Genomic DNA, 26,507 nt, shown 5'->3' on the forward strand with positions numbered 1-26,507 from the left:
TTCCGCGTATGACGTTGCGTGTCGCCACCGTGCAGCCGTTCACCGTCCCCGCCGACCTCTCCGCGAACCTCGCCGAACACGCGAGGCTGCTGCGGCTCGCAGACGCCGATCTCTGTGCCTTCCCCGAACTCTCCCTGACCGGACTGGAATTCGAGGCGCTCGCCGCCGATGAGGGACTCTGGCTGACGCGGGACGACCCGCGACTCGAACCGCTGCGGGAAGCTTGCCGGACCAGTGGGGTGCACGCCGTCGTCGGGCTCCCGCTCCTGGAGGACGGCCGTCGGTACATCGGTTCGCTCGTCCTCGGGCCGGACGGGGAAACCGTTGCCACGTACGCGAAACGAAACCTGCACAACAGCGAAGAAAAGCTTTTCGACGCCGGTGAGCGGCAGGTGATCATCGAGGTCGGTGGCAGGCGGCTCGGCCTCGCGATCTGTCTCGACGCCGCCGATCCGGAGCATTCCAGGGAACTCGCCGAAGCCGGAGCCGAGGTCTATGTCCTCAGCGCGCTTTTCAGTGAGGGCCAGGAAGACCGGTTGCTCGACCAGGTCGGCGTGGCGGCGGGCCACGGGATGTGGGTGGTGCTTTCCCAGTATTCCGGCAAGACCGGCGGGATGGCCGCGTTCGGCGGCAGCGGGGTCTGGAAACCCGGAGGCGCCGCCGAGGTCCGTCTCGGCGGCGAACTCTCCGAATGGGCCTATGCGACCATCGCCGGCGAGGCTTCCTGAGACACGCGGCCACGCAGGACCACGGCCGCGACGAAGACGGCGAGAGCGAGCAGCCCGGCGCTCAGCGCGTACGCGGTCCGGTAGCCGCTTGTCAGCGCTTCGGGCATGGTCGCGCCTTCTGCCAGCAGTGCTCCCGTCCGGGACGCGGCGGCCGTCGCGAGCACCGCGGTTCCGAGCGCGGCGCCGATCTGCTGGGTGGTGTTGATCAGTCTTGAAGCGACCCCGGCGTCGGCGGGCGTGGTCCCGGACATCGCCTGCCCCATCAGCGCGGGCATCGCCGCGCCGAAGCCGATGCCCATGAGGACGAGGGCGGGCAGGACGTCGGTCGCGTAGTTCCCGTCCGCTTCGACCGTGGCGAGGAAGCCGAGCGCCAAGGCGACCAGCGAAAGCCCGGTGACGAGCACCGTCCGCGCCCCGAAGCGGTGATTCAGCTTCTCGGCGAAGACCAAAGACATCACCGCGATCGACACCGGCGCGGGCAGGAAGGCGAACCCGGTGCTCAGCGCGTCGAGTTCCAGGACCCGCTGGAGGTAGAGCGCGGTGATGAACTGGAAGCCGAACAGCCCGGCGACCATCAGGACCATCACCGTGTTCGCCCCGGACACCGCCCGGACGCGGAAGATCCGCAGCGGCAGCAACGGTTCGCGCGCTTTCGCCTGCCGCAGCACGAACCCGGCGAGCAGCAGCAGCGACACGGTGAGCAGACCGAGCGTGCGGGCGTCCGCCCAGGTGTACTCCTCGGCCTTGACGATCGTGTAGACCAGCAGCATCAGCCCGCCGGTGACCAGTCCGGCGCCGATGACGTCGGTGCCGCCGCGCAGTCCCGCGCCACGGTCGGTTTCGAGCAGCCGGACGGCCATCACCAGCGCGACCACGCCGATCGGCAGGTTGACGAAGAAGGTCCAGTGCCAGTCGAGCAGCTGGGTGAGCGTGCCGCCCGCGATGAGCCCGATCGACGATCCCGCGGCCTGGGTGAAGCTGTAGACGCCGATGGCTTTCGCCCGGGCCCGCGGCTCCGGGTAGAGCGTGGTGATCATGCCGAGCACGACGGCCGAAGCGAGTGCGCCGCCCGCGCCCTGCAGGAAGCGGAACACGATGAGCTGGGTCTGGTCCTGCGCGACACCGGACAGCAGCGAGGCGAGGGTGAACACGCTGAGTCCGGCGAGGAACACCCGTTTTCGGCCGAGCAGGTCGCCCAGTCTGCCGGACAGCAGCAGGAGTCCGGCGAAGGCGATCAAGTAGGCGTTGACCACCCAGGCGAGCGACGAAGCGGTGAACCCGAGGTCGTTCTGGATCGCGGGCAGCGCGACGGCGACGATCGAACCGTCGAGGACGACCATCAGCGAAACGGCGGTGAGCACGGCGAGAGCGAGAGCGCGTTGAGGCATGGAGGTACCCCTCTGTGAATTCCGTGGAGACTTTCCCCAGGTGATGCTTTGGTGCATCACTTGTTACAGCGCTCATCTTGTGTGACTCTGTTCCCTGCCGGAAGGAGGCACTTCCATGTCCCAGGGGAACACCGATGTGACCGCGCAGGCCAGGGTGGTCGATCCGGAAAAACTCGAGGTGTGCACCGTGCTCGAGGTGATCAACCGGATCAGCGGGAAGTGGGCGATCGGCATCCTGCTGGAAGCCACGCGTGGTCCCGTGCGGTTCACCGAACTGGAGCGATCGGTGGAGGGGATCAGCAGGCGGATGCTCACCCTCACGTTGCGGAACCTCGAACGCGACGGCCTGCTCGTCCGTACCGTGTACCCGACGGTGCCGCCGAAGGTGGAGTACGAGGCGACGGCGATGGCCAAAGAGCTCTACGCGTCGCTGAGCGGCTTCCTGCACTGGGCGGAACGTCACCGGGATTCGATCGCCGAGTCCCGTGTCGTGTACGACGAGAAGGTCAGCGCCTGACGTCTGCCGCGTGCACGGCACGCTGGACATGGGAACAGAGCAGGTCGAACCACATCTTGTGGAACGGCAGATCCGTGCTGTTCGCCGCGGACCAGCTTTCCCACAGCCCGCCGGGCCGCAGATAGCGCGAGGTGTACGCCGTCCTGAGGTCCGCGTCGATGTGGTGCAGGGCCGCGAGCGCCCACTCCTGGTCGTAGCGCAGTTCCGGCCGGGCGAGGTAATGGTCCAGATAGGACACGAGGAGTTCGGCGTCGGCGAAGGTGCCGAACCGGGCCAGCGCGAAACAATACCCTTGCCCGGCGAAGACGAAATCGCTCGCCAGGAACGGTTCCCTGATGCGGTCGCGCCATGCGGCCCGGCGGTCGACCCCGACCAGCCAGGCCGCGGTGAGCCGGGGCCGCCAGTCCGCCTCGAACAGTGCCTCGAGTTCGTCGTCGGTGACCCGCCGCGCGTCTTCGGCCAGCTCGCGCAGGAAGACCTCGCGTTCCGGGGCGCTCATCATCGAGGCGAAGTTGCCGTGCAACAGCTTCGAGTACCGCTCACGCGCGTAGCGGTCGATGGCGTCCGGCATGTCCTTCAGTTTTCCAGAAACGAAGAACCGCGGTGCGAGGACGGGGGACCCTCGCACCGCGGTTCTCTCTTCGCCGTGGCGCTACACGCGCGCCACGGCCTTTTCCCGCTCGTCGTCACGATCCTCGTGGGGGGCTGGGTCGTGCTCGTCGAGCAGGGTGGCTTCGTCGAACGGGGCTTGTCCGTTGAAGACCTGGTTGGCTCGTTCGCGGTCGAATTCCTTGGTCCATGTTCCGACCAGGACGGTGGCGACGGCGTTGCCCGCGAAGTTGGTGAGTGCGCGGGCTTCGGACATGAATCGGTCGATGCCGAGGATGAAGCCGACGCCGTCGACGAGTTCGGGCCGGTGTGACTGGAGCCCGCCGGCGAGGGTGGCGATGCCGGCGCCGCTGACGCCCGCGGCGCCCTTGGAGGCGATGATCATGAACAGCAGCAGGGAGATCTGCTCGCCGAGGGACAGTGGCTGGTCCTGCGCGGTCGCGATGAACAGTGTCGCCATGGTCAGGTAGATGGCGGTGCCGTCGAGGTTGAACGAGTACCCGGTGGGCACGGTGATGCCGACGACGGGCTTGGAGACGCCGAGGTGCTCCATCTTCGCGATCAGGCGCGGCAGGGCCGACTCGGACGACGACGTGGACACGATCAGCAGGAATTCACGGCCGAGGTAGCGGAACAGCGTGAAGATGTTGACCCGCGCGCCGATCCACAGGACCGAGCCGAGCACACCGAACACGAACACCAGGCAGGTCAGGTAGAAGCCGATCATGATGACGGCGAGACTGCGCAGCGCGCCCCAGCCGGTTTCGCCGACGACGGCGGCGATGGCGCCGAACGCGCCGATCGGGGCGGCCCACATGATCATCGCGAGGATCCGGAACACGAGCCGCTGGATGTGCTCGATGCCGCGGCGGATCGGTTCGCCCTTGCGGCCCAGTTTCTGTACGGCGAATCCGGCGAGCAGCGCGACCAGCAGGGTCTGCAGCACCTGGCCTTCGGTGAACGCCGAGACCATCGTCTTCGGGATGACGCCGAGCAGGAAGTCGACGGTGCCTTCGCCGCCCTCGGCCTGAGTGTGGGCCTTCGCGGCGGCCGCCGGGTCGAGGTGCAGGCCCTCTCCCGGGTGCAGGAGGTTGCCGACGACGAGACCGATCGCGAGCGCGAACGTCGACATCATCAGGAAGTAGCCGAGCGAGAGCAACCCGACCTTGCCGACCTTCGCGGCCTTCGCCACCGATCCGATACCGAGCACGATGGTGCAGAAGATGATGGGAGAGATCATCATCTTGATCAGGTTGACGAAGCCGGTGCCGAGGGGCTTGAGCTCCTTGGCCAGACCTGGCGCGGCGAACCCGACGATGACGCCGAGGACCACGGCGGCGATCACGGCCAGGTACAGGTAATGCATCTTGTCTCGGCGACGCGGCGCCGCTTCGGGCGTTGTAGGCACCTTTGCCTCCAGCTCAGGGATGTCCGGGATTGCCGGTCACTATCACCCGGCCAGGTGAGCTGGGTCACGGTTGTGTTCATTGAGTTCGCGCGAGTGCCTTTAAGGGAATTCCGGCCATGCGGTGCGAGCGGCCGGTCCGCCAGTGTGCTGGTATGGGCGGGTGCCCTCGACGACGCGGATCCGGACCAGGCGTGGCAGCCTCGCTCGCCAGCTGCTGATCCTCCAGCTCGTGGTGCTTTTCGTGCTCGTCGCGGCGGGGCTGGCCTTCGCCTACCTCGATTCCGTCCGCGCCACCGAGGATCGCGCGCGCGATCAGGTGACCGCGGTCGCCGAAGCGGTGGCGGACGCGCCCGGTGTATTGGCCGCACTGTCCACATCGGAACCCAGCCGGACACTGCAGCCGTTCGCGCAGAGTGTCCGCGCGGACACAGGCGTGGACTTCGTGACCATCATGGACCCGAACGGGATCCGCTTCACCCATCCGAACCCGGAGCTGATCGGGCAGCCGTTCATCGGCAACATCGGCGAGGCGCAGCGTGGCGGCAAGGTCGTCGAGACCTACGCCGGTTCACTGGGGCCGTCCGAACGCGCGGTGGTCCCGGTACTCGGCACCGGAGGACAGGTGGTCGCCCTGGTGTCGGTGGGCATCACGGTCGAGGCGATCGACGCCGAACTGCGCGAACGCCTGTGGCCGCTGATCGGGGTCGCGGTGGCCGTGCTGGTGGTCGGCGGGATCGGCAGCTACCTGGTCAGCGCCCGGCTCCGGCGGCAGACCAGGGGGATCGCTCCGGAGGAACTGAGCAACCTGTTCGAGTACCACGAAGCCGTCCTGCATTCGATGCGCGAGGGACTGCTGCTCGTCGGAGGAGACGGACGGGTGGTGCTGTGCAACGACGGCGCCCGTGCGCTGCTGGGCGTCGACGGCGATCCGGTCGGCCGTGAACTGTCCGCATTGGACATACCCGAAGACCTCGTCGAGGCGTTCACCTCCGGGGAGGAGCGCACCGACGAAATCCACCTCACCGAGGCCAGGGTGCTCGTCGTCAGCACGGCGCCGGTCCGGTCGCGGGGTGAGGCGATGGGCACCGTGGTGATCCTGCGCGACCACACGGAACTCCAGGCGCTCACCGGTGAACTGACCACGGTGCGCGGACTGGCGGAAGCGTTGCGTTCGCAGGCGCACGAGGCGGCGAACCGGCTTCACACGGTCGTTTCGCTGGTCGAGATCGGTCGTCCCGAACAGGCCGTCGAGTTCGCGACCGAGGAGCTCGCCTTGGCGCAGGAACTCACCGACCGGGTGGTCGGCGCGGTCGCCGAGCCGGTGCTCGCCGCGCTGCTGCTGGGCAAGGCGGCGGAGGCGAGCGAGCGCGGCGTCGAGTTCACGATCACGCCCGACACCGTCATGGAGGATTCGGACACCGGTGTCCCACCGCGGGATCTGGTGACCATCCTCGGCAACCTGATCGACAACGGCATCGACGCGGCGGTGGGCAACGCGGCGGACGGCGGACGGCCCGGCGTCGAGGTGACCGTGCGGTCCGGCGCCGACGAGCTGCTGTTGCGGGTCGCCGACACCGGGCCCGGCGTGGACGACGTCGAGGACGTGTTCCGGCGCGGCTGGACCACCAAACCCGAGGACGGGCACGGACTCGGGTTGGCGCTGGTGGGTCAAGCGGTGCGACGGCACAGTGGGACCATCGACGTCGGCCGCGACGAGGGCGCGGTGTTCACCGTGCGCTTGCCACTGAAGGCAGCGCAGCCGCCGCGGCCGCCGAAGGAGCCGACACGATGATCAAGGTGCTGGTCGTCGAGGACGAACCGGTGGCCGCCGACGCGCATCGGGTGTACGTCGAGAGGATGCCCGGGTTCACCGTGGCAGGCGTCGTCCACTCCGGCGGCGACGCGCTGCGGTTCTGTGAACGCGAGCCGGTCGACCTGGTACTGCTGGACTTCTATCTCCCCGACACGCACGGACTCGCGGTCTGCCGGTCGCTGCGCGCGGCCGGTCTCCCGATCGACGTCATCGCGGTGACCTCGGCCCGCGACCTGGCGCTGGTCAAGGCCGCGGTGTCCGTCGGCGTGGTCCAGTACCTGCTGAAACCGTTCACGTTCGCGTCCCTGCGGGAAAAATTGGAGCGCTACGCGGAGTTCCACGGCGCGTCGGGAGAGGTCACCGGACAGGCCGAGATCGACCGCGCGCTCGGCACCCTGCGCACCACCGAGCGGCAGTCGCTGCCGAAGGGAATGAGCGCGCAGACCCTGGAGTCCATCACCGAAGTCCTCGCTTCAGCCGCGGACGGCCTGTCCGCCGGGGCCGCCGCGACCGCGATCGGCGCCTCCCGGGTCACCGCGCGGCGCTACCTCGAATACCTCGCCGACAACGGCCTCGCCCAGCGCGAACCCCGCTACGGCCAGGTCGGCCGCCCCGAGGTCTGGTACAAACCGAAAACCGTATAACGACCTATACCGCGGCGCGCGGGCTACCGTGGGCAGGTGAAGATCGGCGAACTCGCGCGGAAGACCGGGGTCAGTGTCCGCGCGCTGCGCTATTACGAGGAAGAGGGCTTGATCAGCCCGGGCCGCGAGGGCAACGGCTACCGCGACTTCTGCGAAGGCTCGGTCGAGGCGGTCCTGCAGATTCGCGGGATGCTCGACGCCGGTCTGCCGGTCAGGCTGATCCGCGAAGTCCTCCCGTACCTCGACGGGCCGGAAGAGGTCCGGCCGAAGGTGCCGTGCGAGTACATGATCGGCGAGGTCGCGCGGCAGCGGGCAGTGCTCGACCGCCGGATCGCGCTCATGGCCCGCAATCGCGACGCTCTCGACGCGTACCTCCGCGACTTGACCCTGCCGCAAACGTGAGGGTTTTAGCGTGCGGCCATGATTTCGATGCGCGCGCTGCGACAGGACTCCGCGAACGGTCCTGAAGATCTCCACCTGATCACCGACGCACCCGTTCCCTCGCCCGGACCAGGCGAGATCCTGCTGAAGGTCACCGCGGCGGGCGTCAACTTCGCCGACGTCATGCAGACCCGGGGCACCTACGAAGGCGGTCCGAAAGCGCCGTACGTCGCGGGCTTCGAAGCCGCGGGTGAGGTCGTCGGCCTGGGCGACGCGGTGACCGGCGTCGCGCTCGGCGACCACGTCGTCGGAACGGGTGGCGGGGCCTTCGCCGAGTACATGGTCATGCCCGCGGCCGGTGCGGTCCCGGTGCCGAAGGGCTGGTCGGACGAGCAGGCGCCCGGGTTGCTGTTGAACTGGGCCGCCGCGCTCGCCGCGCTCAAACCGCTGGGGCGGCTGGCCGCCGGGGAGACCGTGCTGGTGCAGGCTGCGGCGGGCGGGGTCGGCCAGGCCGCGGTCCGGCTGGCCAAGCATTACGGGGCCACCGTCATCGGCACCGCGTCGCCGGGCAAGCACGACCTGGTGCGGGCGTCGGGAGCCGATCGCGTCCTCGGCTACGGAGAGGAGCCCGGCGCAGTGGATCTCGTTCTCGAGTCCGTCGGCGGGGCGACGTTCGCCGCGAGCCTCGCCGCCGCCAAACGCGTCACCGGGCGGGTCGTGGTCTACGGCGTCGCCGGGGGAGAGGCCGCGATCACCAACCGCGAACTGAACTTCCGGCACCAGATCCACCTGATCGGCCTGCACCTCGGTGTCCTGATCGAACAAGCGCCGGAGATCTTCGCGGACCTGATGGACGAGCTGCGCGCGCTCATCGCCAGTGGCGTCTGCGCGCCCGGCACGCCGACGGTCCACGACCTCGCGGACGGGCCCCGGGTACTCGCGGAACTGGAGGCGCGGACCACCGCGGGCAAGCTGGTACTGCGGCCCTGAACGCGACGGGCCGAATATCGTCGTATGCGAGCGTGTGCATGTCAATAGGACGAAAGTGTTGGTAAATCACCAGCCGGGCAACGCGACGAAAGTCGGTGCCGGGTCGCGGCGGGGACTCCTAGATTCACGAACCATTCCGTTGTCCTTTCAAGGAGTGGGTCCATGGCAAGGAAGTTCTTCGTCTCCGCCTCCGTGAGCTTGGCGCTGCTCGCCGTTCCGGTGACCGCGGGTCAGGCCACGGCCGCGGTCCAGCCTGCTCAGCAGACCGCGGCGGTGACCACGGTCTACTACGACGCCTCGGGAGCGCCCAGCTTCCGTGCCGCCATCCAGGCGGGTGCGGCGAACTGGAACAACTCGGTGTCCAACGTGAAGCTGCGGGAAAGCTCGTCGGGGGCCACCCTGCGCTACACCGAGGGCAACGACCCCTCCGGCTCGTACGCCGAGACCGACGGCCACGGCCGCGGCACCATCTTCATCGACTACACGCAGGCCAGGCAGTACAACCAGACCCGGATCGCCGCGCACGAGACCGGTCACGCGCTCGGCCTGCCGGACCACTACGAAGGCCCGTGCTCGGAGCTGATGTCCGGTGGTGGCCCCGGCCCGTCCTGCACCAACGCGAAGCCGAACGCGCAGGAGGTCTCGCGGGTGAACTCGCTGTGGGCCAACGGCCTGCTGGCGGCGGGTGCCATGCAGCGCGTCTACAACTGACGGTTCAGTACGTGAAGGCCCCCTTCATTGCGTCTAGCGCAGTGAAGGGGGCCTTCACGCACTTCTAGCCCTGGAATTCGTAGGCGCCCGCATCGACCCGCGCACCGGCGAAGACCGGGTCGCCGTCGACGTCGCGGTCGTCGTACTTCGTCGTGCCGAGGTCGATCGCCGGGCTTCCCGCCGACAGGATCAGGTTCGTGGCCGAGGCGAATTTCGGGTCGGCCACCTTGTCCGTCACGCCCGCCGTGAACTGCCGGAGCCCGCCGAAGTAGACGTTGTGGTCGGTCGCGGTGAAGGCCGGGTCCGCGTAGCCCACCTTGTACGCCGCCTGGACGACGTTCTGCGTCATCCTCAGCATCTGGTTCGTGCAGCCGCCGTAGCAGACGAAACCCTCCGACTCGGCGTTGGAGAGCCGGAGGGAGTTGTTGCGGAACACCGTGCCGAGTACCGGTCCGTTGCCGTCCTCGGCCCCGCGCGTGATGATCCCGCCGCGTGTCTTGGCGCCGAAGATCGCGTTGTACTCGAAGACGTTCCCGGTCGAGACGCCGTCGGGGTCCTTGGTGTCCGTGCCGAGTTCGGTGAAGGTCTCGTTGTCCTCGGAGATGTTGTGGTGGACGATGTTGCGCGACCCGTAGAAGATCTCGACAGCGGCGCCGTCGAGCCCGCCGAAGTCGTCGGCCTTCGCGATCGAGCCGCTGATCCGGTTCCAGCCGATGTCGGAGTCGTTACCCTGCACGAGGACGGCGAAGGCGCCGGAGTCGTCGTTGCCGCCAGGGGTCACCACGGTCATGTGGTTGTTGTCGACCAGGTCGTTCTGCGTGGCCTCGGTGCGATCCGCCGACGGCGCGATGTACACGCCCGCGCCCGCGCCGATGATGAGGTTCGACAGCACCTTGTTGCCGTCGCCGGTCACCTTCACCCCCGCCCACGAGCAGCGTCCGGCGTCGGCCGCGACACCGATCTGCAGGTCCTGCACGCGATTGTCGTTGCCGGGCAGGTCGACACAGGCTTCGGTGTCGCCCTTCACGATCGGCCGGGCGCCCGTGCCGTACGCGCCGATCGTGACGCCCGAGCCTTTGACGGTGAGGCCGCCGGTCCAGGCCCCGCCGCGGCGCAGCAGGACAATGTCGCCCGTAGCGAACGTGGTCGCGGAGACCTTCGCGAGGGATTTCCACGGGGTCTGCTGCGAGGTACCGCTCGCGGTGTCACTGCCTGAGGCCTGGTCGACGTAGTAGGTCTTCGAAGCGGCTTCGGCCGTCGTGAACCCCGTGCACGCGAGGGCGGCGAGTACGGTCACGGAAAGCAGTTTCCAGGACATGCCGCGGACCGTAGCCACCCCGCGCACAAGGCTCGTACAAACCTCGCGACGGCTCTAGCATGATCCGATGCGTCGCGCGTCGCGGATCCTTGTTCCGGTGGCTCTGATCCGCGGGCCGGGCTCGGAGCATTTCTGGGCCGGTGACGGGATCGTCGAGGGTGACGTCCTGCGGGTGCTCTACGACCGTTGTGAGACAACGGGTTCCGGTGAACTCGACTTTTGGGGGCGCGGGGACTTCGCTGGCCACCTCCCGATTGCCCGCCCTGACGCCGTCCGAACTGCTGGCGATCCCGCGTGGGGCTCGGAACTGCTCGAACGGCCACACCTACATCTACGGCGCCGAACAAGGCCATCTCCGGCTGGCCAGAGTGCCTATCGATGGCCTTCGCGGGCCGTGGGAGTTCTGGACCGGCCGCGGCTGGTCGCCCCGCGAGGAGGCTCCGTCCGGATGCTGGCCGGGGTCGGGACGGCGTTCTCCGTGACCCGGATCGGCGCCGAGTACGTGCTGATCACCATGGACACCAGTCCCGGTTTCAGCCCGGTGATGCTCGCCTACACCGCGAGTTCACCGACGGGACCGTTCCTGGAGCCGCGGGTCCTCCACTGTGCGCCTGAAGCGAGTGATCGGCGCATCGTCCACGACGCGACCGCGCATCCGCAGTTGAGCCGTCCGCGGACGCGCGGACCTACCGCTCGCGGTTCGTGGAGGTGACTTGGCCACCGGTACTACGCTTCCTCAGGTGATCGAGATACTCGACGATCTTGACATCCTCGCCCGGCCGGATGTCGATCCGCGCACCCTGAGCCTCGCCGGCGTCCGCTTCGGGGCGGAGGCAGCCGGTACTGTCGCCCGCGACCGCGTCATCGAGGTCACGCTCTCGCCGATCGTCCACCGGACGATCGGCGGAAGCGGCCGGGATACGGAGTACTACGGCGCGGACGGTGAACCTCTCTCGCGGGAAGAAGTGATCGAGAACGTCTTCGAAACCGAGGGAATCGTTCACTTCTCCGGGAAGTTCAGCTACCGGATCGTCGGCGGGACGGTTTCCGGCTTCGCGTTGTACGGTGCCGAGCGTGGTCTTCTCGCCCACTTCGGGTATCTGCGGTCTCATGACGAATTCCTCGACTTGTTCGGAACGCCCGATCTGGTGGAGGAGAGCATCGACTCCGGTGAGCTGATGGGCTACCGGCATTTCTATCGGGCCGCCGAGAAGCAGGTCTTCTGGGACAGCTTGGACGATCGCGTGAACTCGTTGAATGTCGGCGACTTCGAAGGCAACTCGCGCCGGTCGTGAGTCTTTCGGCAGAGCTTTGAGGACAGCCGCTCGCTGATCAGTCGAGCGCCCGGTCTCCCGGCGCTTCGATCATCAGGGGAGCCGACGTGTCGCCGGTGAGCTGCCGCAGCTGGGTCATGGTCCGGTCCAGCTGCTCAGCCAGCCGCGGGATCGTGCTGGACGGGATATAGGCCTCCGCCCCGGCGTCGAGGAGACGGCGCACCGGGCCTTCGTACTTGACGCCGAGTTCGGCGTCCTCGATTTCCGTGATCACGATCCGGGCCTTCGGGTACAGCGCCCGGAAGTTGCCGATCAACTGCGGACTGGCGGGCGGGACCAGCAGGACGTCGACGGTCGGGGGAGCCGAGTGCAGGTCCAGCACAAGATAGCCGGGGCCGAGCCGCTCGGACAGCGAATCCCGTGCCGAAGCCGAGAGCTTCATGGCGGTGGCCACGACCGTTATGTCCTCGGAAGCGGGGGCCGCGAACCCGCGGTCCTCGGGATACGCGCCGGAAATCGTCGCGATCGTCTCGCCGTCGCGGGTGATGAGCACATCCTCCCCGGGGCGGAGGGTGCCGATGAGCGCTACGAGTTCTTCAGGGAGCTGGGTGACGTCGACCCACCGCGCGGACTGATCACTCATCACTCCATGATGGCCCCCTTCCGGTACCCAGGCGCGAGGAAGGGGGCCATCATGTACTCACTCCTACCGAGGCCGGCCCGGAACTCCCGGCCGTGTCTGCCAGGGAAGTGGCCCGTCCAGCGGCCGGTACTCGACGCCCAGCGCGTCCAGCCGCGGCAGGTGGTGATCCCGCAAGCGCGGCAGGAACTCCGCGTAGTCCCGACCCTCCGGGCTGCTCCACGCCACCTCGGCGAAGGCGCAGAGGCGCGGGAACGCGGCGTAGTCCACCCGCCGCACGGTGTCGAGGTGTTCCGACCACACCTGAGCTTGCGTGCCCAGGATCGTCTTGCCCGAGGGGAAGTCGGCGGGCACCGGCTCGTAGCCGTAGAAGCTCTCCAACGTCCTCAGATAACCGACGGGGATCGGCTCGTCCACGTGGTCGGACTGCCGGTGGTCCAGATACACGTGGTCCTCGGGGCACATGACGACGTCGTGTCCGGCGGCCACCGCGCGGGCACCGGCCGCCTCGCTCTGCCACGAGCCGATGACCATGGGCGGCAGATCGCCCGCTTCGAGCACCTCGTCCCAGCCCAGCGGACGACGTCCTCGTTCGACCAGGTGCCGTGCGATCTCGCGGACGAACCGCCCGTGTTCCTCGGTCGCGCCGGGCACCTCGTCGCCGCCGAGCGCGATGACCTCCGACGGGAAAATGTCCAGCACGTGGTCGAAGACGGCCTTGAAGAAGTCCAGTGTGGACTTCTTCGTGTTCAGCAGTGACGTGCTGATGCCCCAGCTCGTCCACACCTCCCACGGTTCGCCGGTCTCCGGCCCGAGTTCGGGGTACGCGGCGATCGCGGCCCGCGCGTGGCCGGGGATGTCGACCTCCGGGACCACCGTCACCGACCGCGCGGCGGCATACGCGACGATCTCGCGGAGATCGTCGGTCGGGTAGAACCCGCCGTGCGGTCGCCCGTCGCGCTCCGGCCCGTCGTGCCGGCCGACCATGGACGACTTCCGCCAGCCGCCGACCTCGGTCAGCTTCGGGAACTCGGGGATCTCGATCCGCCAGCCCTGGTCGTCGGTCAGATGCAGGTTGAGCACGTTGAGCTTGTGCGCGGCGAGCAGGTCGATGAACCGCAGCACCTCGGCCTTGGTCCGGAAATGCCTCGCGACATCCAGCAGACAGCCACGCCAGCCGAACCTGGGGTGATCGGTCACCACCCCGCACGGGATCGTCTGCTGTCCACGGTGGATCGACGCGGCCCGGAACGCGTCCGGGCCGATGAGCTGCCGGAGCGTCTGGCGGCCGTAGAACTCGCCGGCCGCGTCGGCCACGTGCAGTCGCACACCGGACGGGTCGATCTCCAGGCGATAGCCCTCGGCGGGCAGTGTGACGTCGGTACGGACGTCCACTTCGGACGGTACTGGACACTGTCCCGGCAGGGGTTCCACCGAGACGGGACGGGGGAGCAGGGTTTCGAATCCCGGCATGTCAGCCCTTCACCGCGCCGCCCATGACGGACACGAGTCGTCGTTGGACAAGGATGAAGAACACCAGCACCGGGATGGTCATCAGGGTCGAGCCCGCCATCACCGCGCCCCAGTCGGTGTCCTCCGGTTTGAAGAACACGAGAATCGCCAGCGGAAGCGTCTGGTTCTCGGTGTTGGAGATGATGAACGTCTTGGCGAACAGGAAGTCGTTCCAGGCGTGGATGAAGGCCAGCACACTGATCGCCACCAAACCGGGCGCCACCAGCGGGAAGAGGATCTGCCAGGTGAACCGCATCCGGCTCGCGCCGTCGATCTTCGACGCCTCTTCCAGTTCCTGCGGTACGGCCGCGACGAACCCGCGCAGCATCCAGATCGCGAACGGCAGGCTGAACGCCAAGTGCACCAGGATCAGCGAGCCGAGATGGTTGGTGCCGAACGCCGGCGCGACGTCACCGACCGACCGCATCAGGAAGAACAGCGGAATGGTCAGCGCCTCGACCGGCACCATCTGCGCCACCAGCACCATCACCAGCAGCACGGTCTTGCCCTTGAAGTTGAACCGGGTCAGCGCCACCGCCGAAAGGAACGACAGCAGCAGCGACAACGCCACCACCACGACGGCCACGATCACGCTGTTCAGGAAGAACATCGCGAAACCCTCGCCGGTGAGCACCCGTTCGAAATGCTCAAGGGTCGGCGTCAGCGTCCACGGGCGAGGATTCTCCGCCTGGATCTGCCCAGTGGGCTTGAACGCCGAAAGCACCATCCAGTACACCGGGAACGCGACCAACCCGGCGATCACGACACAGATGATCTCGGCGATCAGCCTGCCGGGCCGGTGAACTCGACGGCCCGCGGTCACACCCATCCCGCGCTCCGGCGTTGCGACCGGACGTACAGCCCGGTGATGGACAGCAGCAGCAAGGTCATCACGACTCCGAGCGCCGCGCCGAGACCGTATTCCTGTCCGGCGAAGGCCTGTTGGTAGGCGAAGACGTTGAGCACGAGGTTGCGCCCGGCCACGCCGCCGCCGTTGGTCATCACGTAGATCTGGGTGAAGATCTTGAAGTCCCAGATGATCGACTGGATCGTGGCGATGGTCAGCAGCGGCCGCACCATCGGCAGCGTGATCGACCACGTGGTGCGCCAGGTCGACGCGCCGTCGAGGTACGCGGCTTCGATGACCTCTTCCGGCACGCCCTTGATCCCCGCGTACATGGTCACCATGACGAACGGGAACGAGCACCAGATGACCTCGGCGGCCACCAGGCCGAAGGTGCTGTAGGTGTCGAACGTCCACGAGTGGTTCGCCATCCCGGTGAACCCGATCCCCGACAGCACCTCGTTGACCAGGCCGAAGTCCGCGTCGAACAGGAACAGCCAGACGTACGAGCCCGCCATCGCCGGTGTCGCCCAGGCGGCCAGTGCCGCCAGGAACAGCGGAACCCGCGCCCACGCGCGGACCCGGGTGGCCAGCACGGCCAGCCCCGTCCCGAGCGCCAGACTGCCGACGACGCAGACCGCGGTGAAGCCGAGGGTCTTGGCCAGCACCTCCCAGAACTGGACGTTCTCCAGCAGTTCGACGTAGTTGCCGAAGCCGAGGAACACCAGCGGCGCGTTGCCGACGGCCTGCGGCTGGCCGTAGTCGTAGAACGAGATCAGGACGAGCTGGTAGATCGGGTAGACCAGCATGGCCAGCAGCAGGATGCCGCCGGGAGCCAGGTAGAGCAGGGCGGCCCGCCCGTCCCGGCGACGGCGGGGTGACCGCCGTGCCGGGGCGGGCGAGGCCGCGGTGCGAGGGATTTCCTGCGTGACCACTTAACCGAACGCCTTGTTCATCTCGGCGGCCGCGGTGGCCAGCGCGGTGGCCGGATCCTTGCCACCGGTCGCGATCTGCTGGATCGCGGTGGGCAGCACGTTCTGCGCGTCGATCTTCGACCACGCCGCGGTGGCGGGGACGAACTTCGTCCCGGCGGTGAGCGTGTCGACGAAGGGCTTGACCGACGGGTCGCTCGCGGCGACCTTCTGCTGGACACTGCCGAGCGTCGGCAGGTTGCCCATGGCGACGTACATCTTCTCCTGGTACTTGGCGCCACCGAGCAGTTCGGTGAACTCGACCGCGAGGCTCTTGCGCTTGGTCGCGTTGAACACGCCGAGCAGGTTGCCGCCCGCGAACGCCGGCGCGATCTTGCCCGTCTCGGTACCCGGGATCGGGATGATCGCGTACTTGCCCTTCACCTGACCGGCTTCGACGGCCTTGCGGTTGAAGTCACCACCGATCGACATCCCCGCCTTGCCGCCCGCGAACGCCTGGATGCTCTGCGTGCCGGTGAGGTTGGCGCACTGCTCCGGCGGGCAGATGTCCGCCTTCAGCAGGTTCGCGTACGCGGCGACACCGGCCTTGGCCTGCTCGGAGTCCACAGTGGATTTCCACTTGTCGCCCTCCTGCTTGGCGATCTCGCCGCCGTGCGCCCACAGAAACGGCAGCATCGCGTAGGTGTACTTGCCACCGACGGAGATGCCGTACAGCTCCGGCTTCCTGGCGCGGATCGTCTTCGCGGTCTCGGTCAGTTCCGCCAGCGTCGTGGGAGGCTTGAGGCCGAGTTCGGCGAAGAGGTCCGTGCGGTAGTACAAGGCGCGGATGCCGGTGAACCACGGAAGTCCGTACGTCTTGCCGCCGGACTTCGCCGTCTCCAGTACCGCGGGCAGGATGTCGGCGCCTTCCTGCCACGACGAGAGATCGCCGGTCAGGTCGGCCAGCGCGCCGGTGGCGGCGTAGCTGGAGACGTCGGTGTTGCCGAACTCGGCGACGTCCGGCGCGCTGGCCGGATCGTTGAAGGCGCCGGAGAACTTGTCCGCACGGCCCTCCACCGGGATCCACTGGACGTCGACCTCGACCCCGGAATGCGCCGCCTTGAACTCGGCGATCGCCTCCTTGACCGCGGCTTCCTTGGGCGCGCGGTTGGCCTCGTCGAACAGCCATACCCGGACCGTGCCGGACTTCTCGTCGCCACCGCTCGCGGCGGGGGTGTTCTGCGCCGGCGCACAGCCCGCGACGAGGCCGATCGCCGCGAGGCCCGCGATGAGCACGCGAGTTCTCATGGGAGTTTCTCCTTAGGTGAAAAAGACCGAATTGACCTGGGCGAGCGCCAGTTTTCCGGCGACGGCACCAGGAAGACCGGTGTCGGGATCACGCGGCAGCCAGCTGAGCGTGCCGGACTTGTCGCTCGAGACGTAGAACCAGCGCCCGGTCGGGTCGAGGGTGAAGTGACGCGGGTACACGCCACCGACGGGCGCGTTGTTCAACAGCTTCAAGGACTTCCCGTCCTCGCCGACGCCGAACGACGCGATCGTGTCGGAGCCACGCACCGACGCGTAGACGAACCTGCCGTCCTTGGACGTGGCGATCTCGCCCGGATACTGCTCGCCGGGCGTTCCCGCCGGGACGGCCGGGACGACCTGGCCCGCGGTCAGTTTCCCGGTGGCCGGGTTCCACGCCGCGACGGTCACCTCGGCACGCAATTCGCCGAGGATGTAGGCGTACTTGCCGTTGGGGTGGAAGGCGAGATGCCGGGGACCGGCGCCCGAAGGGAGCTTGAGCTGCTGGTTCAGCTTGAGTTTCCCGGTCGCGACATCGAGTTTGTAGACGTACACCGAATCCGCGCCGAGGTCGACCGCGAGCACCCATTTGCCGGTGGGATCGTTGACCACCTGGTGCGCGTGCGCCTGCCGCTCGGCACCCTTGTGCTGCGCCAGATCGACGACGTCGCCGAGTTTCCCGCCCGCGAGGATCGGGAGGACGACGACGCTGCCGCTGCTGTAGTTCGCGGCAAGCACGTACTTCTGGCTCGAATGGACGCTCAGATGCGTCGGGTGCTGCCCCTTCGCCGACTTCTTGTTGAGCAGCTTGGGTTTCGCGGGGTCGGCGAGGCTCAGCGCGGAGATCTGGCCGTTCTCGTCCTCGTTGGTCACATACAGCGTTTTGCGGTCGGCGCTGAGGTCGAACCAGGATGCGTTGCTGATCCCCGGGATGGTCCGGTCGACGACCAGCGCGTTGGTCGTCGCGTCCCGGTGAGCGACATCGAGCCCGTGCCCGGAACTGGTGTAGCTGCTGACGTAGATGGCGCCGGTTCCCTTCGGTCCGCAGGTCTGTTCGGAAGCGTTCGCGAGCTGGGAACCGAGAACGGTGGTGAGTCCAGCCGCTCCGACGGCGCCGAGGAAGGTGCGTCGATCGAGTCCGGTCATCGTGATTTCTCCCAGATGTCGGGTGGTTTAAACCACTGCCATGAGCAATGCTGCCACGCCGAAACCGGAAACGGAAAGGACGGTTTCCAAGACGGTCCAGGTTTTCAGGGTCTGTGGCACCGTCATGTCGAAGTACCGCGAGATGATCCAGAACCCACCGTCGTTCACGTGGGAGGCGATGATCGACCCGGCGGAGATCGCCACGACCAGCAGCGCGAGCTGGATCTGCGAGTAACCCAGTGTCGCCACCGTCGGCGCGACGATGCCGCTCGTGGTCACGATCGCGACGGTCGCCGAGCCCTGCGCGATCCGCATCCCGCAACTGATCACGTACGCCGCCAGGATGACCGGGAGACCGGCGTTGTCGAGTGAACCCGCGACAGCCTTGCCGATGCCCGTCGCGGCCAGCACGGCGCCGAAGAACGCGCCCGCGCCGACCACCAGCAGGATCATCGCGACCGGCCGGAGGGATTTCGCCGAAAGCTCGCTCAAATCCTTGCCCGTCAAGCCACGGCGGAGACCCAGCAACCAGGACGCGAGCAGTACCGAGATCGTCAGCGCGACCGCCGGGGTACCGATGAACGCGGCCACCCCGGCCGCCGCGGAATTCTTCGGAAGCCAGATACTGCCGAAGGTCCCGGCGAGGATCAGCACCAGTGGAACCGCGATGATCGCCGACACGAGAACGAGAGACGGCGGGTTCTCTTCCTTTTCGCCTTCTTCCTCGGCCACCAGGAATTCCGCGGGGACCGCGACGTCGATGCGCTTTCCGATCCACGTCGAATACGCCACGCCGCCGACGAGGAACGCCGGGATACCGCAGACCAGCCCCATCAGGATGATCCAGCCGAGTTCCACGTGCAGCAGACCGGCCGCGGCCACCGGGCCGGGATGCGGCGGGAGGAACGCGTGCGTGATGGAAAGACCGGCGAGCAGCGGCAACGCGTAGAGCACCAGTGAACGGCCGCCCTGTTTGGCGGCCACGTAGACCAGCGGCGCCAGCACGAAGATGCCGATGTCGAAGAAGACCGGGATACCGAAGACGAACCCCGCGAGGCCCATCGCGAGCGGCGCCCGCTTCTCACCGATGGCCCGCAGTAGCGCGCCGGTGAGCACCTTCGCCCCGCCCGAGCGCTCCAAAATGGACCCGAGAATCGTGCCGAGTCCGATGATCGCGGCGATATGGCCGAGGATCCCGCCGAAACCCTTTTCCAGCAGGGAATCCGACGCCTTCTGCGCGGAGCCGACGATCTGGACCACCGGCAGGCCCGCGGCCAGCGCGGTCAGCAGGCCGACCACGATCAGCGCGATGAAGGGCTCGAGTTTGACCTTGATGATGAGCAGCAGCAAGACCGCGATCGAGACGGCGGCGAGGGTCAGGAGACCTCCCGTCGAATGTTGGAGCCAGTCGATCATCGGGCACTCCCGGGGTTGCGCAGTGAATGGCCGGCGAGGGCGCCGGTCGGTTGACCATCGTCGATGGCGGCGACACCGTTGACGAAGACATAGGGGATACCGGCGGCCTGCTGCCGCGGCTCGTCGAACGTGGCGGTGTCGGCGACGGTTTCCGGGTCGAACAGCACGAGGTCCGCCGCGTATCCGGCGCGGACGAGGCCTCGGTCGGTCAGCCGCAGGCGTTTCGCCGCACGGCCGGTGAGATGGGCGACGCATTCGGCGAGGTCGAGAACGCCGAGTTCGCGGACGTAGCGCGCGAGGTAACGCGGGAACGTGCCCCAGGCACGGGGATGCGGTCGTGCCCCGACGAGAAGCCCGTCGCTGCCACCGGTGTGCGTGCGGTGGCGCATGATCGCCTGGACGTTCTCTTCGTGCCCGACGTGCATCAGGCAGGACGTACCGAGCTTTTCCGAGATCAGGACGTCGAAGTACAGGTCCGCGGCGGGCTTCCCGGCCCGCTGGGCCGAAGCGGCCACGGAGTGCCCGACGAGGTGGGAGTTCTCGTCCCGGCGGACGCCGTTGATCTCGATGGCGTCCCAGTCGATCGGGACGCCGTGAGCGCCGTCGGAGCCGGTCTCCTCGATCTCGGCGCGGATCCGCTCGCGGGTGTCCACATCGGACAGTCGCGAGAGTGTCGCGTCGAGCCCGCCTTCGGCGGACCAGCTCGGCAACAGCGCGGAAAGGTAGGTGGCGCCGGGAAGGTAGGGATAGGTGTCCAGCGTGATGTCGCAGCCGTCGTCGAGGGCCCGATCGAGCAACTCCAGCAGATCCGGCGCCTTGCCCTTGTTCACCGAGAAGTTCATCGTGGCGTGCGCGAGATGCAGCGGGCAGCCGGACCGGCGGGAGACGTCGACCATCTCGCCGAACGCCTCGAGCGCGCCCTTGCCGTAGCTGCGGTGATGCGGGCTGTAGAAGCCGCCGTTCTCGCCGACGACCCGGCACAGTTCGACGAGTTCCTCGGTGGTCGCGTACATGCCCGGCGTGTAGGTGAGCCCGGACGACATGCCCATCGCGCCCTCGGCCAGCCCGGTCGCGATGAGTTCCTTCATCGCGTTCATCTCGGCCTCGGTCGCGGGCCGGTCGTCCCAGCCGACGGTGAGCATCCGGACGGTGCCCTGCGGCACCAGGTAGGCGGCGTTGACCGCGACCCCGGCATCGAGCCGGTCGAGGTATTCGCCGACCGAGCGCCAGTTCCAGTCGAACCCGGCCGGATCGTCGTTCCACCCGGCGAGCTGCTGGCGCAGTGAGGCGAGGACGTCGTCGTTCACGGGCGCGTAGGAAAGCCCGTCCTGCCCGAGGACCTCGGTGGTGACGCCCTGCGAAAGCTTCGCGAGGTGGTCCGGATTCGCGAGCAATTGGAGGTCGGAATGCGAATGCATGTCGATGAACCCGGGCGCGAGCACGAGTCCTTCGGCGTCGATGGTGCGGCGGCCCGCGAGCGAGCCCGGTTCGGCGACACTGGCGATACGGCTTTCCGAGATGCCCACGTCGTGCTTGGTGGGCTGATCCCCGGTGCCGTCGGCGACCAGTGCGGAGCGGACGACGATGTCCATGGTGATTCTTCCTCTGCGGCGGTGGAGGACGGATCAGAAATGGGTACGGACGAAATCGAGCACGGTCTCGCCGTCAGGGGCGACGACCGGGATGAGGGGCCACTTGTCGAACACCGTGCACGGATGCGACAGGCCGAGCGCGATCCAGTCACCGACCTCGACCGGCGAAGACGCGGGCAAGGTGAGGAAGGCGTGCTGGTCGTTCATCTTCTGGATGGAGTGACCTTCGAGCGCGGACGGCGGCCCGTCGCCCTTGCGGATCAGCCGGGGCTCCGGCATGCCTTCGTCGAAGGACGCGTCGCGTTTGCCGATGGTGAGCAGCGCGAGTTCGTCCGTCGGCTTCGACGTCACCTGCGCCCAGGCGCGCAGCGCGGGACGGAACGAGGCCACGCCACCGATGCGCGGGTGTTCGCCCAGAGGGGAAATCACCCGGTAGAAGCCGTCGTCGTGGGTGACGTAGGCGCCGCTGCGCAGGATCGGCAGGACGTTCAGGTCACCCCAGTCCTTGGTGAGTTCGTCGGCGACGCGGTCGAAGTACGCGCTGCCGCCGCCGGTGACGATGATCTGACCGGCGTCGTCGAGCAGGCCCTTCGCGGCGAAGGCGAAGACGAGTTCGCGCAGACCGTCCACATAGGAGCTGATCAGCTGGAGCGACTTTTCGTCGGTGTGGTGGGAAAGCGCGCCTTCGTAGCCGCCGGATCCACGCAGCCGCAGTGCCGGGCTCGCGTGCGCGGCTTCGGCGACGGCGAGCGCGGTCTCGGTGTCGCGGACACCGGTGCGGCCGCCCTCCGCGCCGAGTTCGACGAGGACGTCCACCTTGCGGCGGGCGCCACTCAGGGCTTCGGTCATCAGCTCGACACCGTGGACCGAGTCGACCCAGCAGACGAACTCGAAGTCGTCGTCGGCGTCCAGTTCCGCGGCGAGCCACTTCAAGCCCGACGGGTCGAGCAGCTGGTTCGCCAGCAGGATGCGGGAAACGCCGAACGCGCGATAGATCCGCAGATGCCCGGCGTTCGCGCAGGTGATGCCCCACGAGCCGTGTTCGAGCTGCCGCTCGAAAAGCTGCGGCGCCATCGTCGTCTTGCCGTGCGGGGCCAGCGCGACCCCTCGCTCGGCGCACCAGTCCGCCATCGTGCGGAGGTTGTGTTCGAGAGCTTCCTCGTCGAGCACCACGAAGGGGCCGAGGAAGCCGTCGTCGAACAGCTTGGCCCCGCGGGCGGCGGCTTCGCCGATCGTGAGGCCGGACAGCGAAGGCGCCACCGAGCGGAAGCGCCAGTCGACGCGCTCCTTCCGGATGGCCGCTACCGCGGCGGAATCGATGGTGCCGGCTTGGAACATGAGGTTCACCTCGGTTGCGTATGTTGCAACGGACGTTGCGCATATTGCGTGGGATAGGTGTAGCATCCGGTCCGCTAACGGTCAACGGGGTGACGACTAGGAGACGTGAAGGTGACAAGCGCGCCCGACGTTTTGTGCATCGGGGAGTCGATGGCCTTGTTCGTGCCGGCCGAATCCGGGCCGCCCGACCAGGTGCGGAAGTGGGTGCGGAGCATCGGGGGAGCCGAATCGAACGTCGCGTGTCACCTCCCCGCGCTGGGGTTCGCCAGTGCGTGGGTGAGCGCGGTCGGTGACGATCCGTTCGGTCGCGCGCTCGTGCGCGAGATCGGCGAAGCGGGGGTCGACGTCAGCGCGGTCGTGGTCGACCCGACGCGTCCGACCGGGCTCTACATCAAGGAGAGCGGAGCCGACGGCAGCCCCGTCCGCTACTACCGCAAGGGCTCCGCCGCGTCCGGAATGGACGCCGGATTGCTGGGGAAGATCGAGCTCGACGGGGTGCGGGTCATCCACCTGTCCGGGATCACGCCCGCACTGTCGGACGGCTGTCTCGACCTGGTCCGCGCCCTGATGGAACGACCGCGTGGCGACACGCTGGTGTCGTTCGACGTGAACTTCCGGCCCGCGCTGTGGACCGGGCGCGACCCGTCGGTGCTGGCCGGCTTGGCCGCCCGTGCCGACATCGTGCTGGCAGGCGAGGACGAGGCCGAACGGGTGTGGGGGACCGGCGACCCGGAACGGCTGCGCGCCGTCGTACCCGGCCCGAAGACGCTGGTCGTCAAGCACGGGGCACGCGGGGTGACGCTCGTCGACGGCGACGAGCCACCGCTGTTCTCGCCCGCGCTCCAGGTCGACGTCGTGGAGCCGGTCGGCGCCGGTGACGCGTTCGCCGCCGGTTTCCTCGCCGCCACTCTGCGCGGCGACGACCCCGCGACCAGGCTTCGCCGCGGTCATCTGCAGGCGGCGGCCACCCTGCTGACCCACGACGACGTGGGGACGCCACTGCCCGGCGCGGTCGTCGAAGCGCTCCTCGGGGCGGAGGAGGCAGCATGGGCGGCGGCGAAGCTGACGGACAAGGGATTGGTGGGCGGATGAGCCAGAGCCTGGACCGGGCGCTCACACTGCTGAGCGGGCTCGCCCGCGAGCCGAAGACGCTGGACCAGCTCGCCGAGGAGATCGGCGTGCACAAGTCGACCGTGCTGCGGCTGCTGCGCACCCTGGAGACGCATCACTTCGTGCGCCGGGAAGGGCAGCGGTACTACCGGCTCGGCAGCGCGCTGTTCGACCTCGCGCAGCAGGCGCTGGAAGACCGCGACGTCCGCCGCACCGCGCAATCCGCGCTCGCCGGGCTCAACGCGCGCACCGGGCACACCGTGCACCTCGCGTCCTATGAGGACGGCGAGGTGGTCTACATCGACAAGTTCGAGGGCAGGCATTCGGTGCGGATGTACTCGCGCATCGGCAAACGCGCCCCGCTGCACTGCACCGCCGTCGGCAAGGTACTGGTGGCGGCGATGTCGCCGGAAAAGCGCGCCGACGTCGTTTCGCGGATCGATTTCTTCACGCGCACCCCGAACACGATCACCACGCCGTCGGCCTACGAGACCGAACTGGATCTCGTCGCCGACCGCGGCTACGCGGTGGACAACGCCGAGCACGAGGACTTCATCCACTGCGTCGCGGCGCCGGTGCGCGGCCCGGGCGGCGTGGTACTCGCCGCCGCGTCGGTGTCGGTGCCGAAGGTACTGCTCGACTACGACGGCCTGATGGCGCTCGTGCCGGAACTGATCGCCGCCGCCGAAGAAGCTTCCGTCCACAGTGGATGGACGGGGAACCGAAAGGGGAAGTTGGAATGAGCAAGACCGCGATCAGCACGGAGAACGCGCCGAAGCCGGTGGCCGCGTTCTCGCAGGCGGTCCGCAAGGGCAACATCCTGCAGGTGGCCGGCCAGGTCGCCTTCGACCCGGCCACCGGCGCCATCGTCGGCGAGACCGTCGGTGAGCAGACGGAGCAGACGTTCAAGAACATCGAAGCGGTGCTCGAGGCCGCCGGTTCGAGCCTGAGCGACGCGATGATGGTGCGCGTGTACCTGACCGACGTCGACCACTTCGGCGCGTTCAACGAGGTCTACAACAAGCTGATCGGCGAAGCGCCGCACCCGGCCCGCACCACCGTGTACGTCGGCCTGCCCGCCGGCCTGCTGGTGGAGATCGACGTCCTGGCCGTGACGGACTAGTCGCGCGTGCAATGAAAGGCCCCTTCATCGCAAATTTTGCGATGAAGGGGCCTTTCATTGCAGCCGCTAGAGCACGCTCGTGTACCCGTTAAGCGCGGGCTGCCCGCCTAGGTGCGCGAAGAGGACGTTCGAGTCCTTCGCGATCTCCCCGCGCGAAACGAGGTCGATCAGTCCCGCCGTGGACTTGCCCTCGTACACCGGATCGGTGAGCACGCCTTCCAGCCGCGCCAGCGTCCTGATCGCGTCCAAAGTGGACTCGTCGGGGATGCCGTAGATCCCGGCGTGGTAGCGCTCGTCCAGTTCGACTTCGCCGATCTCGCCCGCACCGATCAGCTCCGCGGTCGCGCGGGCGATGCGGGTGATCTGGTCGCGGGTCTCGGCCGGTTTCGCCGAGCCGTCGATGCCGAGAATCCGCCGGGGCTTCCCCGAAAGCGCGGCCCCGGCGACCATGCCGGCCTGCGTGCTGCCGGTGACCGAGCAGACGACCACAGTGTCGAAGAAGACGCCGAGTTCGGCCTCCTGCGCTTCGAGTTCGACGATCCAGTTCGCGAAACCGAGCCCGCCGAGGCGATGATCCGATCCACCCGCCGGGATCGCGTACGGTTTGCCGCCGTCGGCCTCGATCTGCTTGATCGCGTTCTCCCAACTCTCCTTGAAGCCGACGCCGAACCCGGCCTCGACCATCCGGATGTCGGCGCCGAGGATGCGCGAGAGCTGGATGTTGCCGACCTTGTCGTAGAGCGGGTCGTGCCAGTCCACCCAGCTCTCCTGCACCAGCACGGCCTTCAGCCCGGCCCGCGCCGCCGCCGCGGCGACCTGGCGGGTGTGGTTCGACTGCACGCCGCCGATCGAGATCAGTGTGTCCGCTCCTGAGGCGAGCGCGTCGGCGACCAGGTATTCGAGCTTCCTGGTCTTGTTGCCGCCGAACGCGATACCGGAGTTGACGTCCTCGCGTTTCGCCCAGACCTTCGCGCCACCGAGATGGGTGGTGAGCCGGTCGAGCGGGTGCACGGGGGAGGGGCCGAACAGCAGCGGGTAGCGCGGGAAGTCGGCGAGGGTCATGGCGTCTCCAGGAGGGCTTCGAGTTCGGTCCAGATCGTGGCGGTGATCGAGCAGGCCAGGTCGACGTCGCCCGCTTCGATGGCGTCGGCCAGTTCCGCGTGCCGCTGGACCGACCGGTGCGCGGGCAGGGAACCGAAACGGGCGTATTCGAGCCGTCGGAGCAGCGGTGTGTAGCGGTCGAGCGTCGCGGCGACCGCCCGGTTGCGCGCGGCGGCCACCGGGATGTCGTGGAGTGCGTCGTCGGCGGCGATCGCGGCCCCGATGTCCCCGGCGGCGATCGCTTCGGCGAACCGCGCGTTGGCCGCGCGCATCGCTTCGACCTCGGCCGCGCCCATCCGTGGCGCGCCGACCCGGACGGCGAACTCGTGCAGGGCGCGGACCAGTTGCAGGGCATCACGGACGTCGTCGGGGACGAACCCCGCCACCCGCGTGTAGCTCTGCGGCTTCGACTCGACGAGGCCGTCCTCGATGAGGCGCAGCAGCGCCTGGCGCACCGGCGCCCTCGAAAGACCCAGCTGTTCGGCCAGGTCGCCGTCGCGCAGGTTCGTCCCCGGCGGCAACGTCCCGTCGATGATCGCCCGTCGGATGTTCTCGTAGGCCTCGTCCCGGAGGAGGGACCGCGGCACCTTCGCTAACCCACTCACATCTGAAATGTTAGCTGTCAGACACCTGGATCGGTAGTCGGCCGTGCAATAAAGGGTTTTAGGCCTGGCCGTGGGAGACGGCA

27 protein-coding genes are annotated in these 26,507 nt (G+C 68.0%); 12 read left to right on the plus strand and 15 right to left on the minus strand.

Translation table 11 applies throughout. The features are described from left to right. Positions 1 to 8: 8 nt before the first annotated feature. Positions 9 to 728: a carbon-nitrogen hydrolase family protein gene (locus tag AVL48_RS18750; RefSeq protein ID WP_244162629.1), complete on the plus strand. Its 720-nt coding sequence runs from the start codon at positions 9 to 11 to the stop codon at positions 726 to 728. Here AVL48_RS18750 and AVL48_RS18755 read toward each other — a convergent pair. Then, entirely contained in the window at positions 698 to 2,116 is a 1,419-nt protein-coding gene (locus AVL48_RS18755; RefSeq protein WP_061987029.1) for an MFS transporter, read from the minus strand. The genes AVL48_RS18750 and AVL48_RS18755 overlap by 31 nt on opposite strands. 115 nt (positions 2,117 to 2,231) lie before the next feature. Here AVL48_RS18755 and AVL48_RS18760 point away from each other — a divergent pair, with 115 nt between their 5' ends. Then, a complete protein-coding gene (locus AVL48_RS18760; RefSeq protein ID WP_061987031.1) occupies positions 2,232 to 2,633 on the plus strand; it encodes a winged helix-turn-helix transcriptional regulator in 402 nt (133 codons plus the stop codon). On the opposite strand, the gene AVL48_RS18765 is transcribed toward AVL48_RS18760, so the two are convergent. Both AVL48_RS18765 and AVL48_RS18770 read right to left on the minus strand, forming a co-directional pair. Continuing rightward, on the minus strand, positions 2,623 to 3,204 hold the full coding sequence (locus AVL48_RS18765) for a DUF6000 family protein (RefSeq protein WP_061987033.1): 582 nt from the start codon (positions 3,202 to 3,204) through the stop codon (positions 2,623 to 2,625). The two genes, AVL48_RS18760 and AVL48_RS18765, sit on opposite strands and share 11 nt — an antisense overlap. An 81-nt stretch (positions 3,205 to 3,285) precedes the next feature. After that, positions 3,286 to 4,608 carry a cation:dicarboxylate symporter family transporter gene (locus AVL48_RS18770; RefSeq protein WP_061987035.1) on the minus strand — a complete coding sequence of 441 codons (1,323 nt, stop codon included), beginning with the start codon at positions 4,606 to 4,608 and terminating at the stop codon, positions 3,286 to 3,288. Positions 4,609 to 4,810: 202 nt separating this feature from the next. On the opposite strand from AVL48_RS18770, the gene AVL48_RS18775 reads away from it, so the two are divergent. The 5 genes from AVL48_RS18775 to AVL48_RS18795 all read left to right on the plus strand — a co-directional run bounded on the left by AVL48_RS18775 (position 4,811) and on the right by AVL48_RS18795 (position 9,189). Beyond that, positions 4,811 to 6,442, plus strand: a complete 1,632-nt coding sequence (locus AVL48_RS18775; RefSeq protein WP_061987037.1) for an ATP-binding protein — start codon at positions 4,811 to 4,813, stop codon at positions 6,440 to 6,442. Then, a complete protein-coding gene (locus AVL48_RS18780; protein ID WP_044852007.1) occupies positions 6,439 to 7,107 on the plus strand; it encodes a response regulator in 669 nt (222 codons plus the stop codon). Before AVL48_RS18775 ends, AVL48_RS18780 begins: the two co-directional genes overlap by 4 nt. Before the next feature lie 36 nt (positions 7,108 to 7,143). Further along, a complete protein-coding gene (locus AVL48_RS18785) occupies positions 7,144 to 7,509 on the plus strand; it encodes a MerR family transcriptional regulator (protein WP_061987039.1) in 366 nt (121 codons plus the stop codon). An 18-nt stretch (positions 7,510 to 7,527) separates the two neighbouring features. Continuing rightward, positions 7,528 to 8,478 (plus strand): alcohol dehydrogenase catalytic domain-containing protein, encoded by a 951-nt coding sequence (locus AVL48_RS18790; protein ID WP_061987040.1) that lies wholly within the window; start codon positions 7,528 to 7,530, stop codon positions 8,476 to 8,478. 162 nt (positions 8,479 to 8,640) lie between these two features. Further along, positions 8,641 to 9,189, plus strand: a complete 549-nt coding sequence (locus AVL48_RS18795; protein WP_061987042.1) for a snapalysin family zinc-dependent metalloprotease — start codon at positions 8,641 to 8,643, stop codon at positions 9,187 to 9,189. Positions 9,190 to 9,253: 64 nt separating this feature from the next. Here the strand turns inward: AVL48_RS18795 and AVL48_RS18800 are convergent, their stop codons facing one another. Next, complete coding sequence (locus tag AVL48_RS18800) at positions 9,254 to 10,507, minus strand: choice-of-anchor Q domain-containing protein (RefSeq protein WP_061987044.1); 1,254 nt, start codon at positions 10,505 to 10,507, stop codon at positions 9,254 to 9,256. 394 nt (positions 10,508 to 10,901) lie between these two features. Between AVL48_RS18800 and AVL48_RS40125 the strand changes: the two genes are divergently transcribed. Continuing rightward, a complete protein-coding gene (locus AVL48_RS40125; protein ID WP_244896131.1) occupies positions 10,902 to 11,219 on the plus strand; it encodes a hypothetical protein in 318 nt (105 codons plus the stop codon). Positions 11,220 to 11,247: 28 nt separating this feature from the next. Then, entirely contained in the window at positions 11,248 to 11,802 is a 555-nt protein-coding gene (locus tag AVL48_RS18810) for a hypothetical protein (protein WP_061987047.1), read from the plus strand. 37 nt (positions 11,803 to 11,839) lie between these two features. Here the strand turns inward: AVL48_RS18810 and AVL48_RS18815 are convergent, their stop codons facing one another. From AVL48_RS18815 to AVL48_RS18855, 9 genes are all read right to left on the minus strand, one after another. After that, positions 11,840 to 12,424 carry a hypothetical protein gene (locus AVL48_RS18815; protein WP_061987049.1) on the minus strand — a complete coding sequence of 195 codons (585 nt, stop codon included), beginning with the start codon at positions 12,422 to 12,424 and terminating at the stop codon, positions 11,840 to 11,842. Between the two features lie 63 nt (positions 12,425 to 12,487). Then, complete coding sequence (locus AVL48_RS18820) at positions 12,488 to 13,894, minus strand: beta-N-acetylhexosaminidase (protein ID WP_143105001.1); 1,407 nt, start codon at positions 13,892 to 13,894, stop codon at positions 12,488 to 12,490. Position 13,895: 1 nt separating this feature from the next. Further along, entirely contained in the window at positions 13,896 to 14,762 is an 867-nt protein-coding gene (locus AVL48_RS18825) for a carbohydrate ABC transporter permease (RefSeq protein ID WP_061987052.1), read from the minus strand. Continuing rightward, complete coding sequence (locus tag AVL48_RS18830) at positions 14,753 to 15,712, minus strand: carbohydrate ABC transporter permease (RefSeq protein ID WP_061987054.1); 960 nt, start codon at positions 15,710 to 15,712, stop codon at positions 14,753 to 14,755. Before AVL48_RS18830 ends, AVL48_RS18825 begins: the two co-directional genes overlap by 10 nt. Next, on the minus strand, positions 15,713 to 16,996 hold the full coding sequence (locus AVL48_RS18835; RefSeq protein ID WP_061987056.1) for an extracellular solute-binding protein: 1,284 nt from the start codon (positions 16,994 to 16,996) through the stop codon (positions 15,713 to 15,715). It lies immediately after the preceding gene. A gap of 12 nt (positions 16,997 to 17,008) precedes the next feature. Next, on the minus strand, positions 17,009 to 18,139 hold the full coding sequence (locus AVL48_RS18840; RefSeq protein ID WP_061987058.1) for a lactonase family protein: 1,131 nt from the start codon (positions 18,137 to 18,139) through the stop codon (positions 17,009 to 17,011). Positions 18,140 to 18,166: 27 nt separating this feature from the next. Beyond that, a complete protein-coding gene (locus tag AVL48_RS18845) occupies positions 18,167 to 19,555 on the minus strand; it encodes a GntP family permease (protein WP_061987060.1) in 1,389 nt (462 codons plus the stop codon). Continuing rightward, positions 19,552 to 21,147, minus strand: coding sequence for an N-acyl-D-amino-acid deacylase family protein (locus tag AVL48_RS18850; protein WP_061987062.1), 1,596 nt, complete (start codon positions 21,145 to 21,147; stop codon positions 19,552 to 19,554). Before AVL48_RS18850 ends, AVL48_RS18845 begins: the two co-directional genes overlap by 4 nt. Positions 21,148 to 21,180: 33 nt before the next feature. After that, entirely contained in the window at positions 21,181 to 22,485 is a 1,305-nt protein-coding gene (locus tag AVL48_RS18855; RefSeq protein ID WP_061987064.1) for an amino acid deaminase, read from the minus strand. A 150-nt stretch (positions 22,486 to 22,635) separates the two neighbouring features. Here AVL48_RS18855 and AVL48_RS18860 point away from each other — a divergent pair, with 150 nt between their 5' ends. The 3 genes from AVL48_RS18860 to AVL48_RS18870 are packed head-to-tail and all read left to right on the plus strand — an operon-like array spanning position 22,636 to position 24,718. Next, entirely contained in the window at positions 22,636 to 23,577 is a 942-nt protein-coding gene (locus AVL48_RS18860; RefSeq protein ID WP_061987144.1) for a sugar kinase, read from the plus strand. Beyond that, a complete protein-coding gene (locus AVL48_RS18865; protein WP_061987066.1) occupies positions 23,574 to 24,338 on the plus strand; it encodes an IclR family transcriptional regulator in 765 nt (254 codons plus the stop codon). Before AVL48_RS18860 ends, AVL48_RS18865 begins: the two co-directional genes overlap by 4 nt. Further along, the gene (locus AVL48_RS18870; protein WP_061987068.1) at positions 24,335 to 24,718 is read left to right on the plus strand and encodes a RidA family protein; all 384 of its coding nucleotides are present in this window, start codon (positions 24,335 to 24,337) and stop codon (positions 24,716 to 24,718) included. Before AVL48_RS18865 ends, AVL48_RS18870 begins: the two co-directional genes overlap by 4 nt. A 66-nt stretch (positions 24,719 to 24,784) precedes the next feature. On the opposite strand, the gene AVL48_RS18875 is transcribed toward AVL48_RS18870, so the two are convergent. Both AVL48_RS18875 and AVL48_RS18880 read right to left on the minus strand, forming a co-directional pair. Continuing rightward, a complete protein-coding gene (locus tag AVL48_RS18875; RefSeq protein WP_061987070.1) occupies positions 24,785 to 25,780 on the minus strand; it encodes a 1-aminocyclopropane-1-carboxylate deaminase in 996 nt (331 codons plus the stop codon). Further along, the gene (locus AVL48_RS18880) at positions 25,777 to 26,424 is read right to left on the minus strand and encodes a GntR family transcriptional regulator (RefSeq protein ID WP_061987072.1); all 648 of its coding nucleotides are present in this window, start codon (positions 26,422 to 26,424) and stop codon (positions 25,777 to 25,779) included. The genes AVL48_RS18875 and AVL48_RS18880 overlap by 4 nt, the downstream gene beginning before the upstream one ends. Positions 26,425 to 26,507: the final 83 nt, after the last annotated feature.

Origin of the sequence: Amycolatopsis regifaucium (assembly GCF_001613935.1) — a bacterium.
Classification (GTDB): domain Bacteria; phylum Actinomycetota; class Actinomycetes; order Mycobacteriales; family Pseudonocardiaceae; genus Amycolatopsis; species Amycolatopsis regifaucium.

What these genes read in the sequence shown, in the direction of transcription:
- AVL48_RS18800 (WP_061987044.1), bottom strand. Translation starts at nt 10,507, where the DNA reads ATGTCCTGGAAACTGCTTTCCGTGACCGTACTCGCCGCCCTCGCGTGC.
- AVL48_RS18820 (WP_143105001.1), bottom strand. Translation starts at nt 13,894, where the DNA reads ATGCCGGGATTCGAAACCCTGCTCCCCCGTCCCGTCTCGGTGGAACCC.
- AVL48_RS18865 (WP_061987066.1), top strand. Translation starts at nt 23,574, where the DNA reads ATGAGCCAGAGCCTGGACCGGGCGCTCACACTGCTGAGCGGGCTCGCC.
- AVL48_RS18760 (WP_061987031.1), top strand. Translation starts at nt 2,232, where the DNA reads ATGTCCCAGGGGAACACCGATGTGACCGCGCAGGCCAGGGTGGTCGAT.
- AVL48_RS18840 (WP_061987058.1), bottom strand. Translation starts at nt 18,139, where the DNA reads ATGACCGGACTCGATCGACGCACCTTCCTCGGCGCCGTCGGAGCGGCT.
- AVL48_RS18795 (WP_061987042.1), top strand. Translation starts at nt 8,641, where the DNA reads ATGGCAAGGAAGTTCTTCGTCTCCGCCTCCGTGAGCTTGGCGCTGCTC.
- AVL48_RS18765 (WP_061987033.1), bottom strand. Translation starts at nt 3,204, where the DNA reads ATGCCGGACGCCATCGACCGCTACGCGCGTGAGCGGTACTCGAAGCTG.
- AVL48_RS18770 (WP_061987035.1), bottom strand. Translation starts at nt 4,608, where the DNA reads ATGCATTACCTGTACCTGGCCGTGATCGCCGCCGTGGTCCTCGGCGTC.
- AVL48_RS18750 (WP_244162629.1), top strand. Translation starts at nt 9, where the DNA reads ATGACGTTGCGTGTCGCCACCGTGCAGCCGTTCACCGTCCCCGCCGAC.
- AVL48_RS18780 (WP_044852007.1), top strand. Translation starts at nt 6,439, where the DNA reads ATGATCAAGGTGCTGGTCGTCGAGGACGAACCGGTGGCCGCCGACGCG.
- AVL48_RS18755 (WP_061987029.1), bottom strand. Translation starts at nt 2,116, where the DNA reads ATGCCTCAACGCGCTCTCGCTCTCGCCGTGCTCACCGCCGTTTCGCTG.
- AVL48_RS18855 (WP_061987064.1), bottom strand. Translation starts at nt 22,485, where the DNA reads ATGTTCCAAGCCGGCACCATCGATTCCGCCGCGGTAGCGGCCATCCGG.
- AVL48_RS18835 (WP_061987056.1), bottom strand. Translation starts at nt 16,996, where the DNA reads ATGAGAACTCGCGTGCTCATCGCGGGCCTCGCGGCGATCGGCCTCGTC.
- AVL48_RS18875 (WP_061987070.1), bottom strand. Translation starts at nt 25,780, where the DNA reads ATGACCCTCGCCGACTTCCCGCGCTACCCGCTGCTGTTCGGCCCCTCC.
- AVL48_RS18870 (WP_061987068.1), top strand. Translation starts at nt 24,335, where the DNA reads ATGAGCAAGACCGCGATCAGCACGGAGAACGCGCCGAAGCCGGTGGCC.
- AVL48_RS18790 (WP_061987040.1), top strand. Translation starts at nt 7,528, where the DNA reads ATGATTTCGATGCGCGCGCTGCGACAGGACTCCGCGAACGGTCCTGAA.
- AVL48_RS18860 (WP_061987144.1), top strand. Translation starts at nt 22,636, where the DNA reads ATGGCCTTGTTCGTGCCGGCCGAATCCGGGCCGCCCGACCAGGTGCGG.
- AVL48_RS18825 (WP_061987052.1), bottom strand. Translation starts at nt 14,762, where the DNA reads ATGGGTGTGACCGCGGGCCGTCGAGTTCACCGGCCCGGCAGGCTGATC.
- AVL48_RS18845 (WP_061987060.1), bottom strand. Translation starts at nt 19,555, where the DNA reads ATGATCGACTGGCTCCAACATTCGACGGGAGGTCTCCTGACCCTCGCC.
- AVL48_RS18850 (WP_061987062.1), bottom strand. Translation starts at nt 21,147, where the DNA reads ATGGACATCGTCGTCCGCTCCGCACTGGTCGCCGACGGCACCGGGGAT.
- AVL48_RS18815 (WP_061987049.1), bottom strand. Translation starts at nt 12,424, where the DNA reads ATGAGTGATCAGTCCGCGCGGTGGGTCGACGTCACCCAGCTCCCTGAA.